The following is a 15,774-nucleotide window of genomic DNA, read 5'->3' on the forward strand; positions in this document are numbered from 1 at the left end:
TCCTTCACAAACACCCATACATACAGCATAAATAAATATGAGGGGATCAAATGTGAAGGAGGACAATCATGTATTCTTATCTTAATGGTACACAGTATAATGCATATAATCTTGTGCAAACGGATACTCATCTGTTAGCAGATATTCAGAAAGCCATTCATGGAGAGTATAGTGCCATTGCCTGTTATGCGAGCTTAGCTGAGATGGCACCTGCAAAGGATGTGAAGGAAAAAATAGTTGAGATACGACAGGATGAAAAACGGCATTTTGAGGAGTTCAGTCATATTTATACAAACCTGTCAGGACAAAGCCCGGATTATACCATTACTGAGGAATGTCCGGAAAACTATAGAGCAGGGATTGAATTTGCATTTAAAGATGAACAGGAAACCGTTGACTTTTATTTGGATATAGCCGATCGGGCTGATGACCCATATATTAAAGACAGGTTCCGTCGTGCGGCTGCCGATGAACAGAATCATGCCGTCTGGTTTATGTTTTTTATCTCAAAGTTAAGAAATCGTGATATCGAGCATCGTCAAATCGAGAATTTTGGTGCAAAAGGGGCGTTGGGTGCAGCTGCACTGACTCTCCCTCAAATGTTAACGTATGCCCTTCAGGATGAATATCTGGCCCAAGCGAGATATGAAAATGTTTTGGCAACCTTTGGGGATATCAGAACGTTCACTCAAATAAAAGAAGCAGAAAGGCGACATATCCAGGCGCTTTTGCCACTTTTTGAACGGTATCAGGTGCCGCTTCCTCAAAATATCGCCCAGAGTTTTGTCAGCACACCGGATAGTATTAAAGCCGCATATCAGGCTGGCGTTCAGGGTGAGATAGAAAATATTTCAATGTATGATCGGTTCCTGGCCTATAATCTTCCTTTTGATGTGAGGACTGTTTTTCAGCAGGTCCGGAATGCTTCTGTCAATCATTTGGCAGCGTTTGAAAGAGGGCTTGCCAGAGCATAGGGTATATACACTCACTTATATTTTGCGAATAAAAGATTGTTGACCAATCTCCCTGTAAGTTGAAAGAAAAAGGTGGTCCTCCTAAAGGAACCACCTGATCTTTTTCGTATATTAAAATTTTTCAGGTGCAGGTTCATTTCCCTGCTTCATTTCCTCAAGCATTTCTTCAATCGCATAAGCGACTCCATCTTCTTCATTCGTTTTCGTTTTATAGTTGCAGAGGGATAAAATCTCCTCGGCTGCATTTTCCATGGCCACGCCACGTCCTGCTCGTTCCAGCATGCTTTTATCATTTAAATTATCACCCATAGCCATAACATCCTCCATGGAAATGTTCATTTGTTTAGCTAGTCGCTCGAGGGCCATTCCTTTTTGTGCATTCGGGTGATTAAATTCAAGGTTAATGTGACCGGATGACGTAATGGCGATATCCGATTCATTTTTCAGCTGCTCATAAACCATTTCCAGGTTGTCTGGATTCAAAGATGAACAAAGCATTTTAAAGATCTGAATATCGTTATGATTGATTAATTTACGATAATCATCGATAAACTGTATTTTTTCATTCTGAAAGCGCTGATTCACCTGTGTCTCAACTTCTTCTCTTGTCACATCCGGATTGGCCGATTTCATAATGTCCTCAAGAACTTCCGCAAACTGCTCCCGGCTTGAAGAATAAATCCCATCACTCGTGAAAAATTCAATATATAAATGGGCATCCTGACTGACAGCAAGGATTTTTTTGCACGTTTCCCGGTCCATTGGGATACTGTCAATCAAATGGTGGTTCTCATCATAAATAGTCGCCCCGTTTAAGGCAATAATCGGACAGTTTATACCTGCATGCTTAAGAGGCTTAATGGCTGCATCATAGGATCTTCCGGTTGCAGCCGCAAACTGTATCCCCTTCGATTGTGCTTTATTTATCGCTTTGATATTTCTTTCACTAATCATCCCTTTTTCATTTAAAAGGGTTCCGTCAAAATCTGATGCAATGAACTTCATCTATAACGCCTGCCTTATTGTAATGTTTTCGTCCTGTTTTTTTGCTATATAGATGGATGAGTCAGAGTCTTTGTTGATTTACATCAACACCGGACATTGTTATCCAATCAATATAGAGAAGGGGTTTACTTGAAAAACTTTTGTCTATCCTCTAATTTAAACATAGAAGTGTCAAGATTGAAATGCAAAAATGGAAGGTGAATAAAAGATGGATTTACAGCTGCAAGGAAAACATGTGCTCGTAACGGGTGGTTCAAAAGGTATTGGAAAGGCGATTGCCAAAGAGTTTCTAGAGGAAGGTGCCCGTGTATCGATTGCGGCCCGAAACCTGAATGATCTTGAGAAAACAAAAGAAGAATTAGGGCAAGGCATCTCCATTTATCAAACCGATATAACGAATGCAGATGAGCGTGAGAAACTCATGCAATCCTTTGTGAACGAGCACGGTTCAATTGATGTTCTGATTAATAATGCCGGGGGAAGCAAAGGGGCAAATATCACAGACACAGAAATGGATTTATTTTATGATACATTGGAACTGAATTATTTTTCGGCTGTTCATTTAAGTAAGCTGGCTACAGAGCATATGAGAAAGAACAACAGCAACAGCGGCTCGATTATTAATATTACCTCTATTTATGGACGGGAGAGTGGAGGCAAGCCCACCTATAACAATGCTAAATCGGCTTTAATCAGTTTTACAAAAGCTCTGGCGGATGAAGTGGTAGCTGATGGAGTTCGAGTGAACAGCATTGCACCGGGAAGTATTCTGCATGAAACCGGAAACTGGCAAAAACGGATTGAAGCAGACCCGGAAGGCATGAAGCAGTTTGTGAAAAGGGAGATCCCGGGTGGCCGATTTGGTACGCCTGAAGAAATTGCAAATGTGGCTGTGTTTCTTGCTTCAGAAAAGGCATCCTGGGTTGTAGGGACAAGCATAAACGTCGATGGAGGCCAGTCGAAAATGAATTTTTAGGAGGTGAACGAACTTGGCAAAAGAAGTAACCTTCTCCGTCAATCAGGTGGAAGATGAGCAGGTAAAGCCATCCTTGCTTGCCGATTTAAGAGAGCTTTTTAAAGCAGGCGTTTTAATGGCGAACGTACTCCCTGTTTTTACGGGCTTTTGGTTAGCGATCAGGTTAACAGGGCTGTCGTTTTCCGATCATCTTTCTTTGTTGCTGCTGACGATTATCGGCAGTACATGTGTGATGGCAGGAGCTCTTATTATAAATAACTGGTATGATGTGGATATAGATACCGTTATGAGACGGACGCAAAAGCGGCCAACAGTTACCGGGCACATGTCCTTAAAAACGGTATTATGGCTCGGAATTCTTTTAAGTGTTACAGGAATGATTTTATTATGGTTTACCAGTGCTGAAGCGGCGTTTTGGGCTTTTGTCGGCTGGTTTACATATGTATGGTTATATACGATGTGGTCCAAACGCAGATATACTTTAAATACGCTGATTGGGAGTGTTTCCGGAGCGGTCACTCCCCTGATTGGCTGGGCAGCTGTTTCCTCGACCTTTCATTTCATACCCATTGTGCTTTTTTTAGTGATGTTTATTTGGCAGGTGCCTCATACATTTGCTGTAGCTATACGAAAACATGATGAGTATAAAGCAGCTGGAGTGGCCATGCTCCCGGTTGTTCATGGAATCGACATTACGAAGCGGCAGACCACGGTATATATTGCCTGTTTATTTCCACTCCCCTTTTTATTAGCAGAGTTGGGTGTTGCTTTTGTTTTACTCGCCACACTGCTTAATATTGGCTGGTTCATCTTTGCTGTCCGTGGCTTTTTCATGGAAGACCATCTGAAATGGGCACGGATGATTTTCCTGTACTCCCTGAACTATCTGGTCATTTTTTATGTTGCCATGATTATCGTAACTGCCGTTTTCTGAGGCTGGCAAAAATGCACAATAGTAAAGAAGCGCCCGATTAGAAAAACTAATTTGTAAGGAGGCTGGGCTGCCCGGCTTCCTTGCTGTTATTTTCAAAGAGGGAAGGTGTATGATGTGGATAAAAAACGTAAAAAAGACCAGGTGAAGCCCGAAATTGAGAAGGTTGATACGGAAGAAATTAAGCATCATACGTCCCATCCTGATCAAAGTGAAGTGAATATGCAGGATGTAAACTTTGCTCCTGGTGAAAATGGCTATATTTCAGGTGGGAGTGAAGGGAATATTTATGGCTAAACAGCAGAGCCAAAAAGAGGACACAAGGCAAAAGGATCATCACCATGAATTTGCTGAAGAGCTTGCTGATGGGCGTATTAGAGACGAGGTCATCAAACGCCAAATGAAAAGGCAGAGGAAAAAGGGCTGCGGCGGTCTCTAGAAAGAATCAAGGGAGGCAGAATAAACTGCCTCCCTTTAATTGGTTTGCACCCTTGATTTGTGACGAATCATTCAAAGAAGGCCACTCCGGCTTTACAACTGCCTCCTTAACAGCCACTCTGGCTATTGAGGATAACTATTATATAAAAACCACAGCAAAGCAAGCATAACGATATCAAGGCGGGCCTCAAATAAAAAGGACATAAATCCTGTTTCCAAAATAGGGATTTTGGTCAGGAATATGGCACCAAACATAATGAAAATCAAAGGGATAGAAGCGAGCTTAACCCACTTTTGCGCGATAAAGCAGAGAGCTCCTATCACTTCAATGACCGCAATAACCTTGACCATAATCAGGGGATAAGGAAGTCCCATATGAACAAAGTGCTGGCCAAAATCCTCATTTATTAATTTCATGATTCCGGATGTGAGAAAAACAAAGGCCGTAACATAGCTCATCACTTTTAACGGTGACAGTCTGTACATGAAATCCCTCCCTCATTCACTTTATGCAGGGATGAGGACAAACAGTCATATTTTTTATCACGCATAACTGGCCGTAATACACCCACAGATGGAAGTTTCACTTTTGTTGCAGGAAATTATAAAATATCGGGTTTGTGGCTAAGAAATCAGGGGAGGACATGTCCGGCTCCGGCGAAGTTGACTTTCCTGAAAAAGGGATGAATCTACCACTGTTTGAGGTTTGGCATTATAATGGAAATAGAAATTTGTATAGAAAAGGTGTTTTAACATGAAAAAAGTCATTGTAGCAGGTGCGGGTATTTTAGGTGCTTCAACAGCCTATCACTTAGCGAAGGACGGAGCAGAAGTAACCATTGTGGATCGATTCGATGAGGGGCAGGCGACAGACTCAGCAGCAGGCATGATCTGCCCGTGGCTGTCCCAGCGCCGAAATAAGGCGTGGTACCAGTTAGCCAAAGGCGGTGCCCGCTATTTTCCTGATCTAGTTCAGCAATTGGCAGAGGATGGAGAGGAGAATACCGGATATTATCGTTCAGGGACTCTTTTCGTTCATTCAGATAAAGAAAAATTGGAAAAGAAGATAAAGATGGCGGAAAAAAGACGGGAGGATGCACCCGAAATTGGTGAAATTACCACTCTCAGTCCTGAAGAAACCCAAAAATACTTCCCGCCATTAAAGGAAGGTTATCATGGGGTTCTGGTCAGTGGCGGTGCACGTGTAGACGGACGTGCCATGCGTAAGGCGCTTATTCGCGGAGCTTCGAAGCATGGGGCTGTTTTTGTGGAAGGAGATGCCACTCTTACCTTTGACGGGAACCGTGTGACAGGCGTTCAAGTGAATGACGAAACCTTTGAGGCGGATGAAGTCATCGTAACGGCCGGAGCATGGTCAAAAGACATGATAAAGCCACTGGGAATGGACCTGGACATTACGTATCAGAAGGGGCAGGTCGTTCATCTGGAAATCCCGGGGGTGGATACTCATCAATGGCCTGTCATTATGCCCCCTAATGATCAGCACATTCTGGCCTTTGAAAGTGGCAGAATAGTGATTGGCGCCACCCATGAAAATGATACTGGACTGGACGTGCGAGTGACAGCTGGAGGCGTCAGTGAGGTTCTCGGGAAAGCTCTGGATGTGGCCCCTGGCTTGTCAGAGAGCACAATCATTGATACAAGAACAGGATTCCGCCCTTACACACCTGGGTTTCTGCCGGTCATTGGTCCTCTGCCGGGCTTTGAAGGCATCTATCTTGCCAATGGACTCGGTGCATCCGGACTTACCAGTGGACCATACCTAGGAAGAGAACTTGCTAAGCTGGTGTTTAATAAGCAAACCGAAATTGATATAAGCTTATATGATGTAAAAGGAGCCATCCAATCTTAAGGCATAATTGTTTTGCATTTAAAATAGAAGATGAATCAGGGGAGAGGGGAAAACGATGCAAAAGGTCATGAAATCCATGTATGAAACAATCATGATCATTCTGGTTATGATGACAATCATAACGCTATGGACAGAGAACACCTACAATTCCACGATTAATTGGGTAGTATGGGCGATATTCTTTATTGACTTTGTGATTCGTCTCATCTTTACCCTGGATCGCTGGACATTTATTAAGCAAAATCCCTTTCTCCTCATTGCCATTATTCCGCTGGATCAGTTTTTTCAGGTGGCACGCATCGTTCGTGTTTTTTACCTGTTCAGAATAAAGACGATCACTAAATACTATATTACCCCGCATATTGATAAACTAACCTATCGGGCAAAGGTCGTCATTATAATGGTGATAGTAGGATTGCTGTTCATGGAAGCCCTGTGGATCTGGAATCTTGAAACCACGGTAACCAGCTTTTTTAATGGTCTGTATGTAGTCTTTAGTCATTTGCTGTTTTTTGGTCATCGAATCTTTCAAATTGAAAATGTTTATGCTATATGGACGCTTACGGCTACTTCCGTTGTAGGGATTGTTATTCAGGGGTTGGCTCTGCAATGGTTTTTTTCCAAAGCGGAAGGATTTTACAAGCGAAACAAAAAGCAATGATATAGCGAAACATGAATTGTACATAGAAGAACGTGACTCTGTAGATGAGGTGAGGAGGAATGAAGAATCTGTTAAGATCTGTGACGGATTTTGTTACGACGAAGAAGGGGATGTGGGTGACCCTTTCTACATGGCTGCTGCTGACTCTCCTGTTAGCGGTTTTTGCTCCAAGTGCACGGGATTATGTCGTCTCAAGTGTTGATTCCCTCCCGGAGGATGCTCAATCCGTCATCGCACAAAATAAGGTAGATGAATATTTTGAAGGCGGCGATACTATTCCAGCCATGCTCGTCTTTCAATCTGAAGACGAGCTTGCACCAGAAACACTGATTGATTTATTTGGGGACATCACACCGGAAAATGTGGGTCAGTAACCAGGTTCCGTTGTATTCCTTTGTATTCTTAGTGGCGCTGGGAATTGATTATAATATCATATTAATTTCCCGGTTTTTAGAGGAGCGACGCAGGCACCCGGTTAAGAAGGCCGTGACGATCGCTGTGGAAAATACAGGCGGAGTGATTTCATCAGCCGGGATTATCCTTGCTGCTACCTTTGCCGTCTTAATGACCCAGCCGATTCAGATATTATTTGTTTTTGGCTTTATCGTCGCCATGGGCATATTATTGGACACCTTTATTATCCGGGGAGTACTCATGCCGGCTTTAATTGTATTAATTGAAAAAGATAAAAAGGGACAGACAGAATCCCGGGCAGAATAAATCAAGGGGCTTAACCGTCACGTATCTAACTGGTGAATGGTTAAGCCTTCCTTTTTTTCGGGGAAAATATAGATATAGTCCGGTGATTTGTTCAAAAAAGGTTCACATATATTCAAAAATTGTTAAGCAACTTTCATCAAACTTTCACACGAATCAAATAGAATAACTGTAGATGTCTTGTACACTGATAGGAGGAAAGGAAATGGCAGCAACAGCCGTTATGGAATCGATAGCGATGATGATTATGAGCTTTCTCGCAGGCTTTATCTTCTTTTATTTCATCAGCAGTCAGGAAAAGACTGAAAAGAAGAACCAGATTTCAGTGCTGACCTCACTGCTTATTGATTTTGTCATTTACATCTGGGTGGGAAAAATCATCGTACATATGGATATTTTCTTCAAAGATCCTATTGCCATCCTGGCCATTCCAGGTAATTCACAGGCCTTTTATTTAGCTGTTGTGTTTATACTGATTCACATTTTCGTTCAGACAAAAAGAGGGCAATTGGATCCATTTAAGGTTATGGAGGTCTTTTTCTATACCTTTTTCAGCGCATCATTCGTGTATGAATTCTTGCAATTGACCTGGAATGAAGATACCTATTCCTGGCCCTACTTACCGCTGCTATTTGTTTTATTATCAGGAATGGTCGCTCTGCATGATCGAATGCCGTCGATGCGGCTTATGCCAATAATCGTTTTTATATGGAGCATGGGGCAGCTTTTATTTGCGATAAATCGGCCATTTACCACGGTTTTCGGTTATTCCATTGACTGGTGGTTCTTTCTGCTGATAGCTATTGCCATGCTTTTTGTTGCAGTCATTAATAGAAGGGAGAGGGTGAAATCATGACAGGAGATGTTACACTGTGGCTTGCCCTTGGAGCAGGGGCACTTTCCTTCCTTTCTCCTTGTACACTTCCGATTTTCCCGATGTATTTATCCTACATTACCGGAATAAGTATAAAGGAGTTAGAGGGACAAAAAACAGCCAAAATCCGTTCAAAATTACTGATTCATTCTGTATTTTTCTTATTTGGTGTGTCGCTTGTTTTTATCGGACTGGGGATTGGCGTTTCCTTCCTTGGACAATGGATCCAGGGAATGCTGACAGGTGAAACAGGGCTGTTTATTCAGCGTATCGCAGGGATATTTATTATTATCATGGGATTGTTTGTCGGCGGCTGGCTGACCATTAAAAATCTCATGAAGGAAAAGCGGATGCAGTTTTCGAAAAAGCGGGTCGGATATTTAGGGACGGTTTTTGTAGGAGTGGGCTTTGCGGCAGGCTGGACCCCCTGTATCGGACCGATTTTCGCTTCGATTTTAGTCGTAGCTGCCAGCAATCCTGCGCAGGGAGCTTTTTACACCCTCTTTTATGTAATTGGCTTTGCGATTCCGTTTTTAGTATTAACCTTTTTCATCGGTTCAGCAAGATGGCTGGTACGGTACAGTGAACGGATTATGAAGGCAGGGGGAGCCATTATGGTTGCCATGGGATTGCTCCTTTTCACCGGTCAAATGTCCCGTATTTCTGCTTATTTACTCAAACTGGTTGAAGGAACGTGGTTTTCAAACTTAGGTTAGGAATGGAGGGGTTTAGCAATGAGAAAAGCCATCATTTTGGTTGTGGTTGCCGGACTGTTTTTCTGGGCGGTGTACGATTTTGTCATCCAGTCCAATCAGGAGGCTGAAGCGGACGTCGGAACAAACGTGGATGACCAGGCTCCGGATTTTGAACTAACGACTTTAACAGGAAAGACAGAAAAACTTTCAGACTATCGGGGAGAGCCTGTCATGGTAAACTTCTGGGCATCCTGGTGCGGACCCTGCCGAAGTGAGATGCCGGCCATGCAGAACATGTATGAAAAGAATGATGTCAATATATTAGCCGTTAACTTAACGACCCAGGAAACAAAGAGACAGGATATTCCGGACTTTGTGGATGAGTTTCAATTAACATTCCCGGTTCTATTAGATGTGGAAGGAGAAACCGGCTCAGCCTATCAGATTGGATCGATCCCAACTTCTTTCTTCATTGATTCGGAAGGGATTATCTCCTATAAGCATACCGGACCATTAAATGAGGAACAGATTATGCAGCAGTTTGAGAAAATGAAATAATGGACAAGAGTTGATAACAGGAACTGATGCTGGACGTCATGGAGTCATGATGTTCAGCATATTTTTTTATTAGGTGGTTTTTAAAATATATGGATATAGTGATAGAATAAGGGTTAAGAAATTATTGGAAATTACATGGGAGGATTTTTTGTGAATGATGTAAATATTTTGAAGAATACTTTTGCAATGATTAAAGATAACTTCCCGAAACTGTTTGGAATTTATCTTATTTTAGTAGCACCTATGTACGTTATCGATGCTATCATTATGGGTTCCATAGGGGTGTCGTTTACAGGCGGGGAATCGCTAAATACAACCTGGTATGAATCCCTTCTTTCGACAAGTACACCAGCGCCACTTGAGGAAGGTAATGCCTGGCTTACCGTTACAGGTCTGGTAAGTACAATGGTTCTGTTACCGATTGCTTATGGTGCTGTTATTTTTGCTGTGAATCACATTCGAAATGGCGAGTCCTTTACGGTTTCTGCTGTCATCAAACAGGCACTCAATCGCTTTTGGCCGATTTTTGGCAGCCATTTATTATTTATTCTGATGTTCACAGGATTAGTGATTGTCTTCTTGCTTCCTATCATGATGTTTGGCGTTCTTGGCGTCATAATTGCAATTCTGGCCTTTATAGGTTTTGCCATCTTACTGGGGTACTGGCTTACCAGATGGAGTTTTTATCTGATTAAGGTGGTATTTGGAGACACCGCACCTGGTTTTTCCAAGAGCTGGGACTTTACAGAGGGACGTGTGTGGCCGCTTATGGGCTTGTACATTGTAGTTTTTCTAATCACACTGCTCATCAATCTGTTTGTTGAGTTTATTGCCGGTTTTCTATTTGGAAATGGAATACTGCCAATTTTCATGCTGGATATTACAAGTCTATTGGTATCACTAATCTTTTTTGTGGCTTATAGTCTGGTTTATTTTGAGTTGAAGGCTGAGCGGGGAGAATAAGGCAGGCATAATATCATAACAAGAGGTGACAAACATGACAAAATGGTATGAAGAAGTACATAAAAGAAAAGCTCAGTTACTGGAGGATTCCGAAAGGCTTATTAAGAATTGAAAGTGTCAAAGACCTGGAAACTAAAACAGACGATCAGCCTATGGGTACAAATGTGGGCGAGGCACTGCATTACGTTTTGGATTTATCTGATGAGGCTGGTCTTATTACCAAAAATCTTGACGGCTATGCAGGTCATGGACAGCTGGGAGATGTGGATGCTGACACGATTGGGATTCTGTGCCACGTCGATGTAGTGCCGGCAACAGGGGATTGGACAAGTCCTCCGTTTGAACCGGAAATCAGGGATGGCAGGCTTTATGCACGAGGAGCCATTGACGATAAGGGACCTACAATGGCTGCTTTTTATGGTTTGAAAATTGTGAAGGAACTTGGTCTTCCCCTACGTAAAAACGTACGTATCATTTTTGGTACGGATGAAGAAAGCGGTATGAGCTGTATGAAATATTATAAAGAACATGAAGATATGCCAAAAATCGGTTTTGCTCCAGATGCAGATTTTCCAATTATCCATGCTGAAAAGGGTCAGATGAATGTGCGAGTGTCCGTCGCAGATAATCGTGACTCAGGAAGTGATCAGTCCGATATTCAGCTTGTCTCCTTTAAGGCCGGGGATCGTGCTAATATGGTTCCTGGAAAGGCTACAGCGGTACTCAAAGGGTCATATGGGCAGATAAAAAAAGACTTTTTCACATTCTCCCGGAAACAGGGACTTGCGTATGAATACAGCGAAGAAGGCGATCAGTTGAAACTGATCCTATATGGCATATCTGCTCATGGTATGGCACCGCAGACTGGGGTGAATGCAGGAACGACATTGGCTGCGTTCTTAACATCGATGAATATGCAGGCCGATGCACGAACCTTCTTGAATTTTGTTGCGGATTTGCATAAGGATTTTGAAGGAGAAGGGCTGAGGATTGCTTTTAAAGATAAAATTACAGGTCCGCTTACTGTTAATCCTGGCCTGATTTCTTTTGATTCAAACCAGAATTTTGTCCATTTAAACATCCGCTGTCCGGTGACTGCAGAATATGAGTCCATCCAGCAGGACTTAAATATGGCACTTTATCAAAAAGGAATGGTGATGCAGGATTACAGAGAATCCAGCCCTCATCATGTACCTGAGGATAACCCAATGATTAAAGCTCTGCAAAAGGCTTATCAGGAGGAAACAGGGGGAAATCCAGTACTTCTTACAACGGGGGGTGGCACCTATGCCCGTTTCATGGAAGAAGGGGTAGCTTATGGAGCTTCTTTCCCTGGAAAGGAAATGACAGCCCATCAGACAGATGAATATATTGAGATAGAAGATTTACTAAAGGCTACAGCTATATACGCACGGGCCATCTATGAGCTGGCAAAATAACAGACCAGGCTCTGCTCTTAACTCTGGTGCGGAGTCTGGTCTTATGTTTACCAAAGCATCTGAAACACTCGTTCATCAATTAAGTTCGTATCAATGGGACATGCAGAAGCGTCCCGTCCATATTGCCAGGCCCATACGTTGGCATCACAGGGCGGCTTTGCGGGATTAAAGGCGGGAGCTTCTGTCCGCCCCGTAGCGCCTGCTTCTGGTTCAGCACTCCATAATACAGACTGATTGGATACCTCGGAATTGCTGGTTTTAGCTGAGCAAAAAGCATTGCTGAAATTGCCTGTCTCAGGGTCATGATAAAAGCCGGGGCGATATCCCGTCGGACGCATGGCATCTACGTATCCTCTGATCCATGCTTCATCAACCTCAAAAAATCGCTCCACATTGGCAAAGAGCACAGTACCTTTAGGGACGCCCAATCGTCTGGCATGAAAGGCGGCATTTTGAGCAATGACACGTCCCTGCCGATTCCCTCTTGCTTCACGGAACTTATTATAAATCGGCATGACCTTTGTACCGCTGTTAAGGAGCAGCTCAATTTCTTCCTGTGTTAAACCTTCCGAAGCATTAGGTACGGTGGTCAGGTAACGGCCCCAATAGTCTGGTTTACCGTAATTATTTAAAACACAACGATATAAATCTTCGGTCACATTCGTGGAGGAATCCACTCCCCACAGATAGCTCATGGTTTCACTCCTCACTTGATAAATTTTTCCTTATAAAAGGGCAGGGGTTAGCACATTTGGTTTCATTCCTATGTATATGGTTTTATCCTGGATTTGGAGACAAATCGATGGAAAGGAAGACACAAAAAGTCCCCTCAGGATACAGGCATTACCTGTGAACCTGAGGGGCTTTCTTTTCGGCAATACTATAAGGTAGGTTTATCATGTTCATTGACCACTACATTTTTAAATTGAAAGGCGGCCTGCTGTTTGCGATTCGTCAGGACCATGATATCAACTTCAGCTGTATTGGGTGAAAGCATTAGGTTACGCTGGGCCTTTTTCCAGTTGTCCGTCAATTTGATCGGGTCACTGATGGTTTCCTTAATGAATTTTCCCGCGACATCCGTTTCCGAAATACGTATCAGCATTTCTCCTTTACCTTTAAGCTCAAGCTGAAAGGTAATCTGCTTTCCTCCATTAATTTCTTTCGGGGTAAACACAAATCCTTCATCCTGTTTGGCCCCTTGTGTATTTACATGATAAGTATGCTCAGCTATTTCACTGATTTCGGCATCTCCCACACCAAAATATTTATAAGATTTTTCTTCTGCCAGTATAGTTGCAGAACCAGCGAATATCATTAAGAAACTCATCCACACTGCAATTATTTTTTTCAACATACGGCCTCCTAAGTATAAAACGATTATTTCTTAGTTTGGGCAGTACAACAGAAATTATGTCCATTTCAGGAATTTTGATGAACTTCATGCAGGGGAAAGGTCAGCAGCGGAATGTCCTCTGCAACAACTGATACGACTGCATCTTCAATCATCGGAAATTTCTCTTCAATATACTGACGAGCCTCATCTTCCAGGGATCCGATTTGATGATGAGTGACCAGACCAGGCTCAGCGGCAAACTCCTCCATCTGTGGATTGAGCTCGAGGATAATCACCAGCTTTCCATTCCGCTCTTTGATCTCATAGCTTTGAAACAAATCCTCATTCATGCAGATGAGCCCCCTTCAAAATTATAAAAGATGAATTTTTATAAAGAGCAGCTTTTGCAGCCGTCTTTATATGTATATGAAAGAGTTGCTTATGTGGTTTCTGAAGGGGAAATAATGGTTGTGTGATGCATATTGTTGGCTGGGACCTGGAATGGGGGTGCTGGATACCGGTGCCGTGGACACTTCGATACTGATTCTTTGGCTGATTTAACTGATATATTGGTTAATTAGACGGATAAAATAATCGAATCAGTTGATATATGGCCGGAATCGGCTTGATTCCGGCATCAATAGACTGGATGCAGTGCAGTTGACGGATATTAGCTGGGTTTTGATTGACTTCTCACGTGAATTGGTGGATAAACGTCTCAAACGGACTGATTAAACCGGAGAACAGACGTGAATCCAGGAATTTTTGGCGGATACCCGGGTGTGTGACGGATACCGGCAAAGAATTGACGGATTGAATCAGTCAATCGACGGGAATCTGCCTCAAATAGACCGATTCCTCAATCAAATCGGCGGATACCCATCCCGATCCGATTGATACCCGGCATCAGCAGCCCAGCCCTCAATAACCATTACGGAAACCCGTCCCCATTAGACTGATACTCACCGCCTGGAGACGGATATTCCATCCAAACTGATGGTTAAATGACTAAACTTAATTGATTCCACGGGGTAAAAGAATCAATTTTTATGATGAATGGCTGCCATAATACCGAAAATCCGTCCAAACACCGCGATTATCCGGAACTAGGGCTTCAGCACAACCTTAATACAGTCGTCATCCTTCCCGTTAAAAATATTATAACCATGGGCGGCGTCATCCAGCGGCAGTTTATGGGTAATAATTTCTGTTGGGTCAAACTCTTCATTGACGATTTGTTTATAGAGCTCCGGCATATAGGTCCGGGCATGGGCCTGTCCGGTTTTAATGGTCACATTTCGTGTGAAAAACGGTCCAAGCGGAAACATGTTATATAATCCGCCGTAAACACCGGTGAGCTGGACGGTTCCGGTTTTCTTGACTGCTTTGGTGGCTATTTGGATTGGTCCAAGAGTTCCGCCCTGAAGCTTGAGCTTTTGTTCAATGAACTCAATCGGGGATTTTTTTCCATCCATGCCGACACAGTCAATTACGACATCAGCGCCACCCTTGGTCATTTCTTTCAGCGTTTCCCCGGTATCTTTATCCTCGGCAAAGTTAAAGGTTTCCACATTGTTGATTTTTTTCGCGTGATCTAATCGGTAGGGGAGATAATCCACGGCTATGACCCGTTCTGCCCCTTTCTGCCAGGCAAATTTCTGTGCCATTAAACCGATGGGACCGCATCCCAGGACAATAGCAGTATCTCCTGGCTTCATTCCTGAATTTTCTACACTCCAGTAAGCGGTGGGGAGGACATCGGATAAAAAGAGCAGGGATTCATCCTCCATTTCATTTTCTTCCGGAATGACAAAAGGGGTGAAGTTTCCAAAAGGGACGCGTAAGTATTCAGCCTGACCTCCCGGGTAATTCCCGAACTTTTCGGAGTATCCGAAATAACCGCCACTGTCATAGTGGGGATTGGAGTGATCACATTGGGCAACAAGGCCATCATTGCAGTATTGGCAGTGTCCGCATGCGACAGTAAAAGGGATGACAACACGATCCCCTTTTTTTACCTCAGTAACATCCGGGCCAATTTCCTCTATAATTCCCATAGGCTCGTGTCCGATAATATATCCTTCTGGCATGGGCATGTTTTCCTGATATAAGTGCAGATCCGAACCGCAAATGGCGGTGGAGGTAATGCGGACGATAATATCATCATTCTTCTGGATTTCCGGATCAGGTTCTTTTGTAACGTCTACTTTGTATCTTCCCTGATAGGTTACGGCTTTCATTGCTTATCCCTCCAATCGTTTTAATCCTAGTATTTGTTGAAAAAGAAGGGATATGCAGTTGAATAAAGGCATAAAAAAGACCAAATCATAAAAG

The 15,774-nt window shown here is 43.1% G+C and carries 19 protein-coding genes and 1 pseudogene; 14 read left to right on the top strand and 6 right to left on the bottom strand.

What is annotated here, in order from left to right; genetic code table 11:
* Nucleotides 1-68: 68 nt before the first annotated feature.
* The gene (locus tag ACZ5OK_RS02475) at nt 69-974 is read left to right on the top strand and encodes a ferritin family protein (RefSeq protein WP_343841968.1); all 906 of its coding nucleotides are present in this window, start codon (nt 69-71) and stop codon (nt 972-974) included.
* A 111-nt stretch (nt 975-1,085) separates the two neighbouring features.
* Here ACZ5OK_RS02475 and ACZ5OK_RS02480 read toward each other — a convergent pair whose 3' ends face one another.
* Nucleotides 1,086-1,979 carry a Cof-type HAD-IIB family hydrolase gene (locus ACZ5OK_RS02480; protein WP_343841971.1) on the bottom strand — a complete coding sequence of 298 codons (894 nt, stop codon included), beginning with the start codon at nt 1,977-1,979 and terminating at the stop codon, nt 1,086-1,088.
* A gap of 208 nt (nt 1,980-2,187) precedes the next feature.
* Here ACZ5OK_RS02480 and ACZ5OK_RS02485 point away from each other — a divergent pair, with 208 nt between their 5' ends.
* The 4 genes from ACZ5OK_RS02485 to ACZ5OK_RS02500 all read left to right on the top strand — a co-directional run bounded on the left by ACZ5OK_RS02485 (nt 2,188) and on the right by ACZ5OK_RS02500 (nt 4,325).
* The gene (locus ACZ5OK_RS02485) at nt 2,188-2,955 is read left to right on the top strand and encodes an SDR family NAD(P)-dependent oxidoreductase (protein ID WP_343841974.1); all 768 of its coding nucleotides are present in this window, start codon (nt 2,188-2,190) and stop codon (nt 2,953-2,955) included.
* 13 nt (nt 2,956-2,968) lie between these two features.
* Nucleotides 2,969-3,889 (top strand): heme o synthase, encoded by a 921-nt coding sequence (gene cyoE / locus ACZ5OK_RS02490; RefSeq protein ID WP_343841977.1) that lies wholly within the window; start codon nt 2,969-2,971, stop codon nt 3,887-3,889.
* Nucleotides 3,890-4,003: 114 nt separating this feature from the next.
* Nucleotides 4,004-4,183, top strand: coding sequence for a hypothetical protein (locus tag ACZ5OK_RS02495; protein ID WP_343841980.1), 180 nt, complete (start codon nt 4,004-4,006; stop codon nt 4,181-4,183).
* A complete protein-coding gene (locus ACZ5OK_RS02500; protein WP_343841983.1) occupies nt 4,176-4,325 on the top strand; it encodes a hypothetical protein in 150 nt (49 codons plus the stop codon). Before ACZ5OK_RS02495 ends, ACZ5OK_RS02500 begins: the two co-directional genes overlap by 8 nt.
* Before the next feature lie 122 nt (nt 4,326-4,447).
* Here ACZ5OK_RS02500 and ACZ5OK_RS02505 read toward each other — a convergent pair whose 3' ends face one another.
* Nucleotides 4,448-4,810, bottom strand: coding sequence for a DoxX family protein (locus tag ACZ5OK_RS02505; RefSeq protein WP_343841985.1), 363 nt, complete (start codon nt 4,808-4,810; stop codon nt 4,448-4,450).
* Between the two features lie 268 nt (nt 4,811-5,078).
* On the opposite strand from ACZ5OK_RS02505, the gene ACZ5OK_RS02510 reads away from it, so the two are divergent.
* From ACZ5OK_RS02510 to pepV, 9 genes and pseudogenes are all read left to right on the top strand, one after another.
* The gene (locus tag ACZ5OK_RS02510) at nt 5,079-6,197 is read left to right on the top strand and encodes an NAD(P)/FAD-dependent oxidoreductase (protein ID WP_343841988.1); all 1,119 of its coding nucleotides are present in this window, start codon (nt 5,079-5,081) and stop codon (nt 6,195-6,197) included.
* A 55-nt stretch (nt 6,198-6,252) separates the two neighbouring features.
* The gene (locus tag ACZ5OK_RS02515) at nt 6,253-6,858 is read left to right on the top strand and encodes a transporter (RefSeq protein ID WP_343841990.1); all 606 of its coding nucleotides are present in this window, start codon (nt 6,253-6,255) and stop codon (nt 6,856-6,858) included.
* 59 nt (nt 6,859-6,917) lie between these two features.
* On the top strand, nt 6,918-7,232 hold the full coding sequence (locus ACZ5OK_RS02520) for a hypothetical protein (protein WP_343841993.1): 315 nt from the start codon (nt 6,918-6,920) through the stop codon (nt 7,230-7,232).
* A pseudogene (locus ACZ5OK_RS02525) lies at nt 7,225-7,578 on the top strand (MMPL family transporter); the annotation flags it as partial. The gene ACZ5OK_RS02520 and the pseudogene ACZ5OK_RS02525, both read left to right, overlap by 8 nt.
* A gap of 202 nt (nt 7,579-7,780) precedes the next feature.
* Nucleotides 7,781-8,431: a hypothetical protein gene (locus ACZ5OK_RS02530; protein ID WP_343841995.1), complete on the top strand. Its 651-nt coding sequence runs from the start codon at nt 7,781-7,783 to the stop codon at nt 8,429-8,431.
* Entirely contained in the window at nt 8,428-9,165 is a 738-nt protein-coding gene (locus ACZ5OK_RS02535) for a cytochrome c biogenesis CcdA family protein (protein ID WP_343841997.1), read from the top strand. The genes ACZ5OK_RS02530 and ACZ5OK_RS02535 overlap by 4 nt, the downstream gene beginning before the upstream one ends.
* A gap of 18 nt (nt 9,166-9,183) precedes the next feature.
* On the top strand, nt 9,184-9,702 hold the full coding sequence (locus ACZ5OK_RS02540; protein ID WP_343842000.1) for a TlpA family protein disulfide reductase: 519 nt from the start codon (nt 9,184-9,186) through the stop codon (nt 9,700-9,702).
* A gap of 150 nt (nt 9,703-9,852) precedes the next feature.
* Nucleotides 9,853-10,665, top strand: coding sequence for a hypothetical protein (locus ACZ5OK_RS02545; protein ID WP_343842002.1), 813 nt, complete (start codon nt 9,853-9,855; stop codon nt 10,663-10,665).
* A gap of 47 nt (nt 10,666-10,712) precedes the next feature.
* Nucleotides 10,713-12,104, top strand: a complete 1,392-nt coding sequence (gene pepV, locus ACZ5OK_RS02550) for a dipeptidase PepV (protein WP_464758370.1) — start codon at nt 10,713-10,715, stop codon at nt 12,102-12,104.
* A gap of 47 nt (nt 12,105-12,151) precedes the next feature.
* On the opposite strand, the gene ACZ5OK_RS02555 is transcribed toward pepV, so the two are convergent.
* The 4 genes from ACZ5OK_RS02555 to ACZ5OK_RS02570 all read right to left on the bottom strand — a co-directional run bounded on the left by ACZ5OK_RS02555 (nt 12,152) and on the right by ACZ5OK_RS02570 (nt 15,680).
* Nucleotides 12,152-12,799, bottom strand: a complete 648-nt coding sequence (locus ACZ5OK_RS02555) for a glycoside hydrolase domain-containing protein (RefSeq protein WP_343842007.1) — start codon at nt 12,797-12,799, stop codon at nt 12,152-12,154.
* Between the two features lie 185 nt (nt 12,800-12,984).
* Nucleotides 12,985-13,461, bottom strand: a complete 477-nt coding sequence (locus ACZ5OK_RS02560; RefSeq protein WP_464758371.1) for a hypothetical protein — start codon at nt 13,459-13,461, stop codon at nt 12,985-12,987.
* Nucleotides 13,462-13,526: 65 nt separating this feature from the next.
* Nucleotides 13,527-13,790, bottom strand: a complete 264-nt coding sequence (locus ACZ5OK_RS02565) for a hypothetical protein (RefSeq protein WP_343842012.1) — start codon at nt 13,788-13,790, stop codon at nt 13,527-13,529.
* A 756-nt stretch (nt 13,791-14,546) separates the two neighbouring features.
* Nucleotides 14,547-15,680 (bottom strand): zinc-dependent alcohol dehydrogenase, encoded by a 1,134-nt coding sequence (locus ACZ5OK_RS02570; protein WP_343842014.1) that lies wholly within the window; start codon nt 15,678-15,680, stop codon nt 14,547-14,549.
* Nucleotides 15,681-15,774: the final 94 nt, after the last annotated feature.

The sequence above is a fragment of the Salinibacillus aidingensis genome (genome assembly GCF_055393355.1).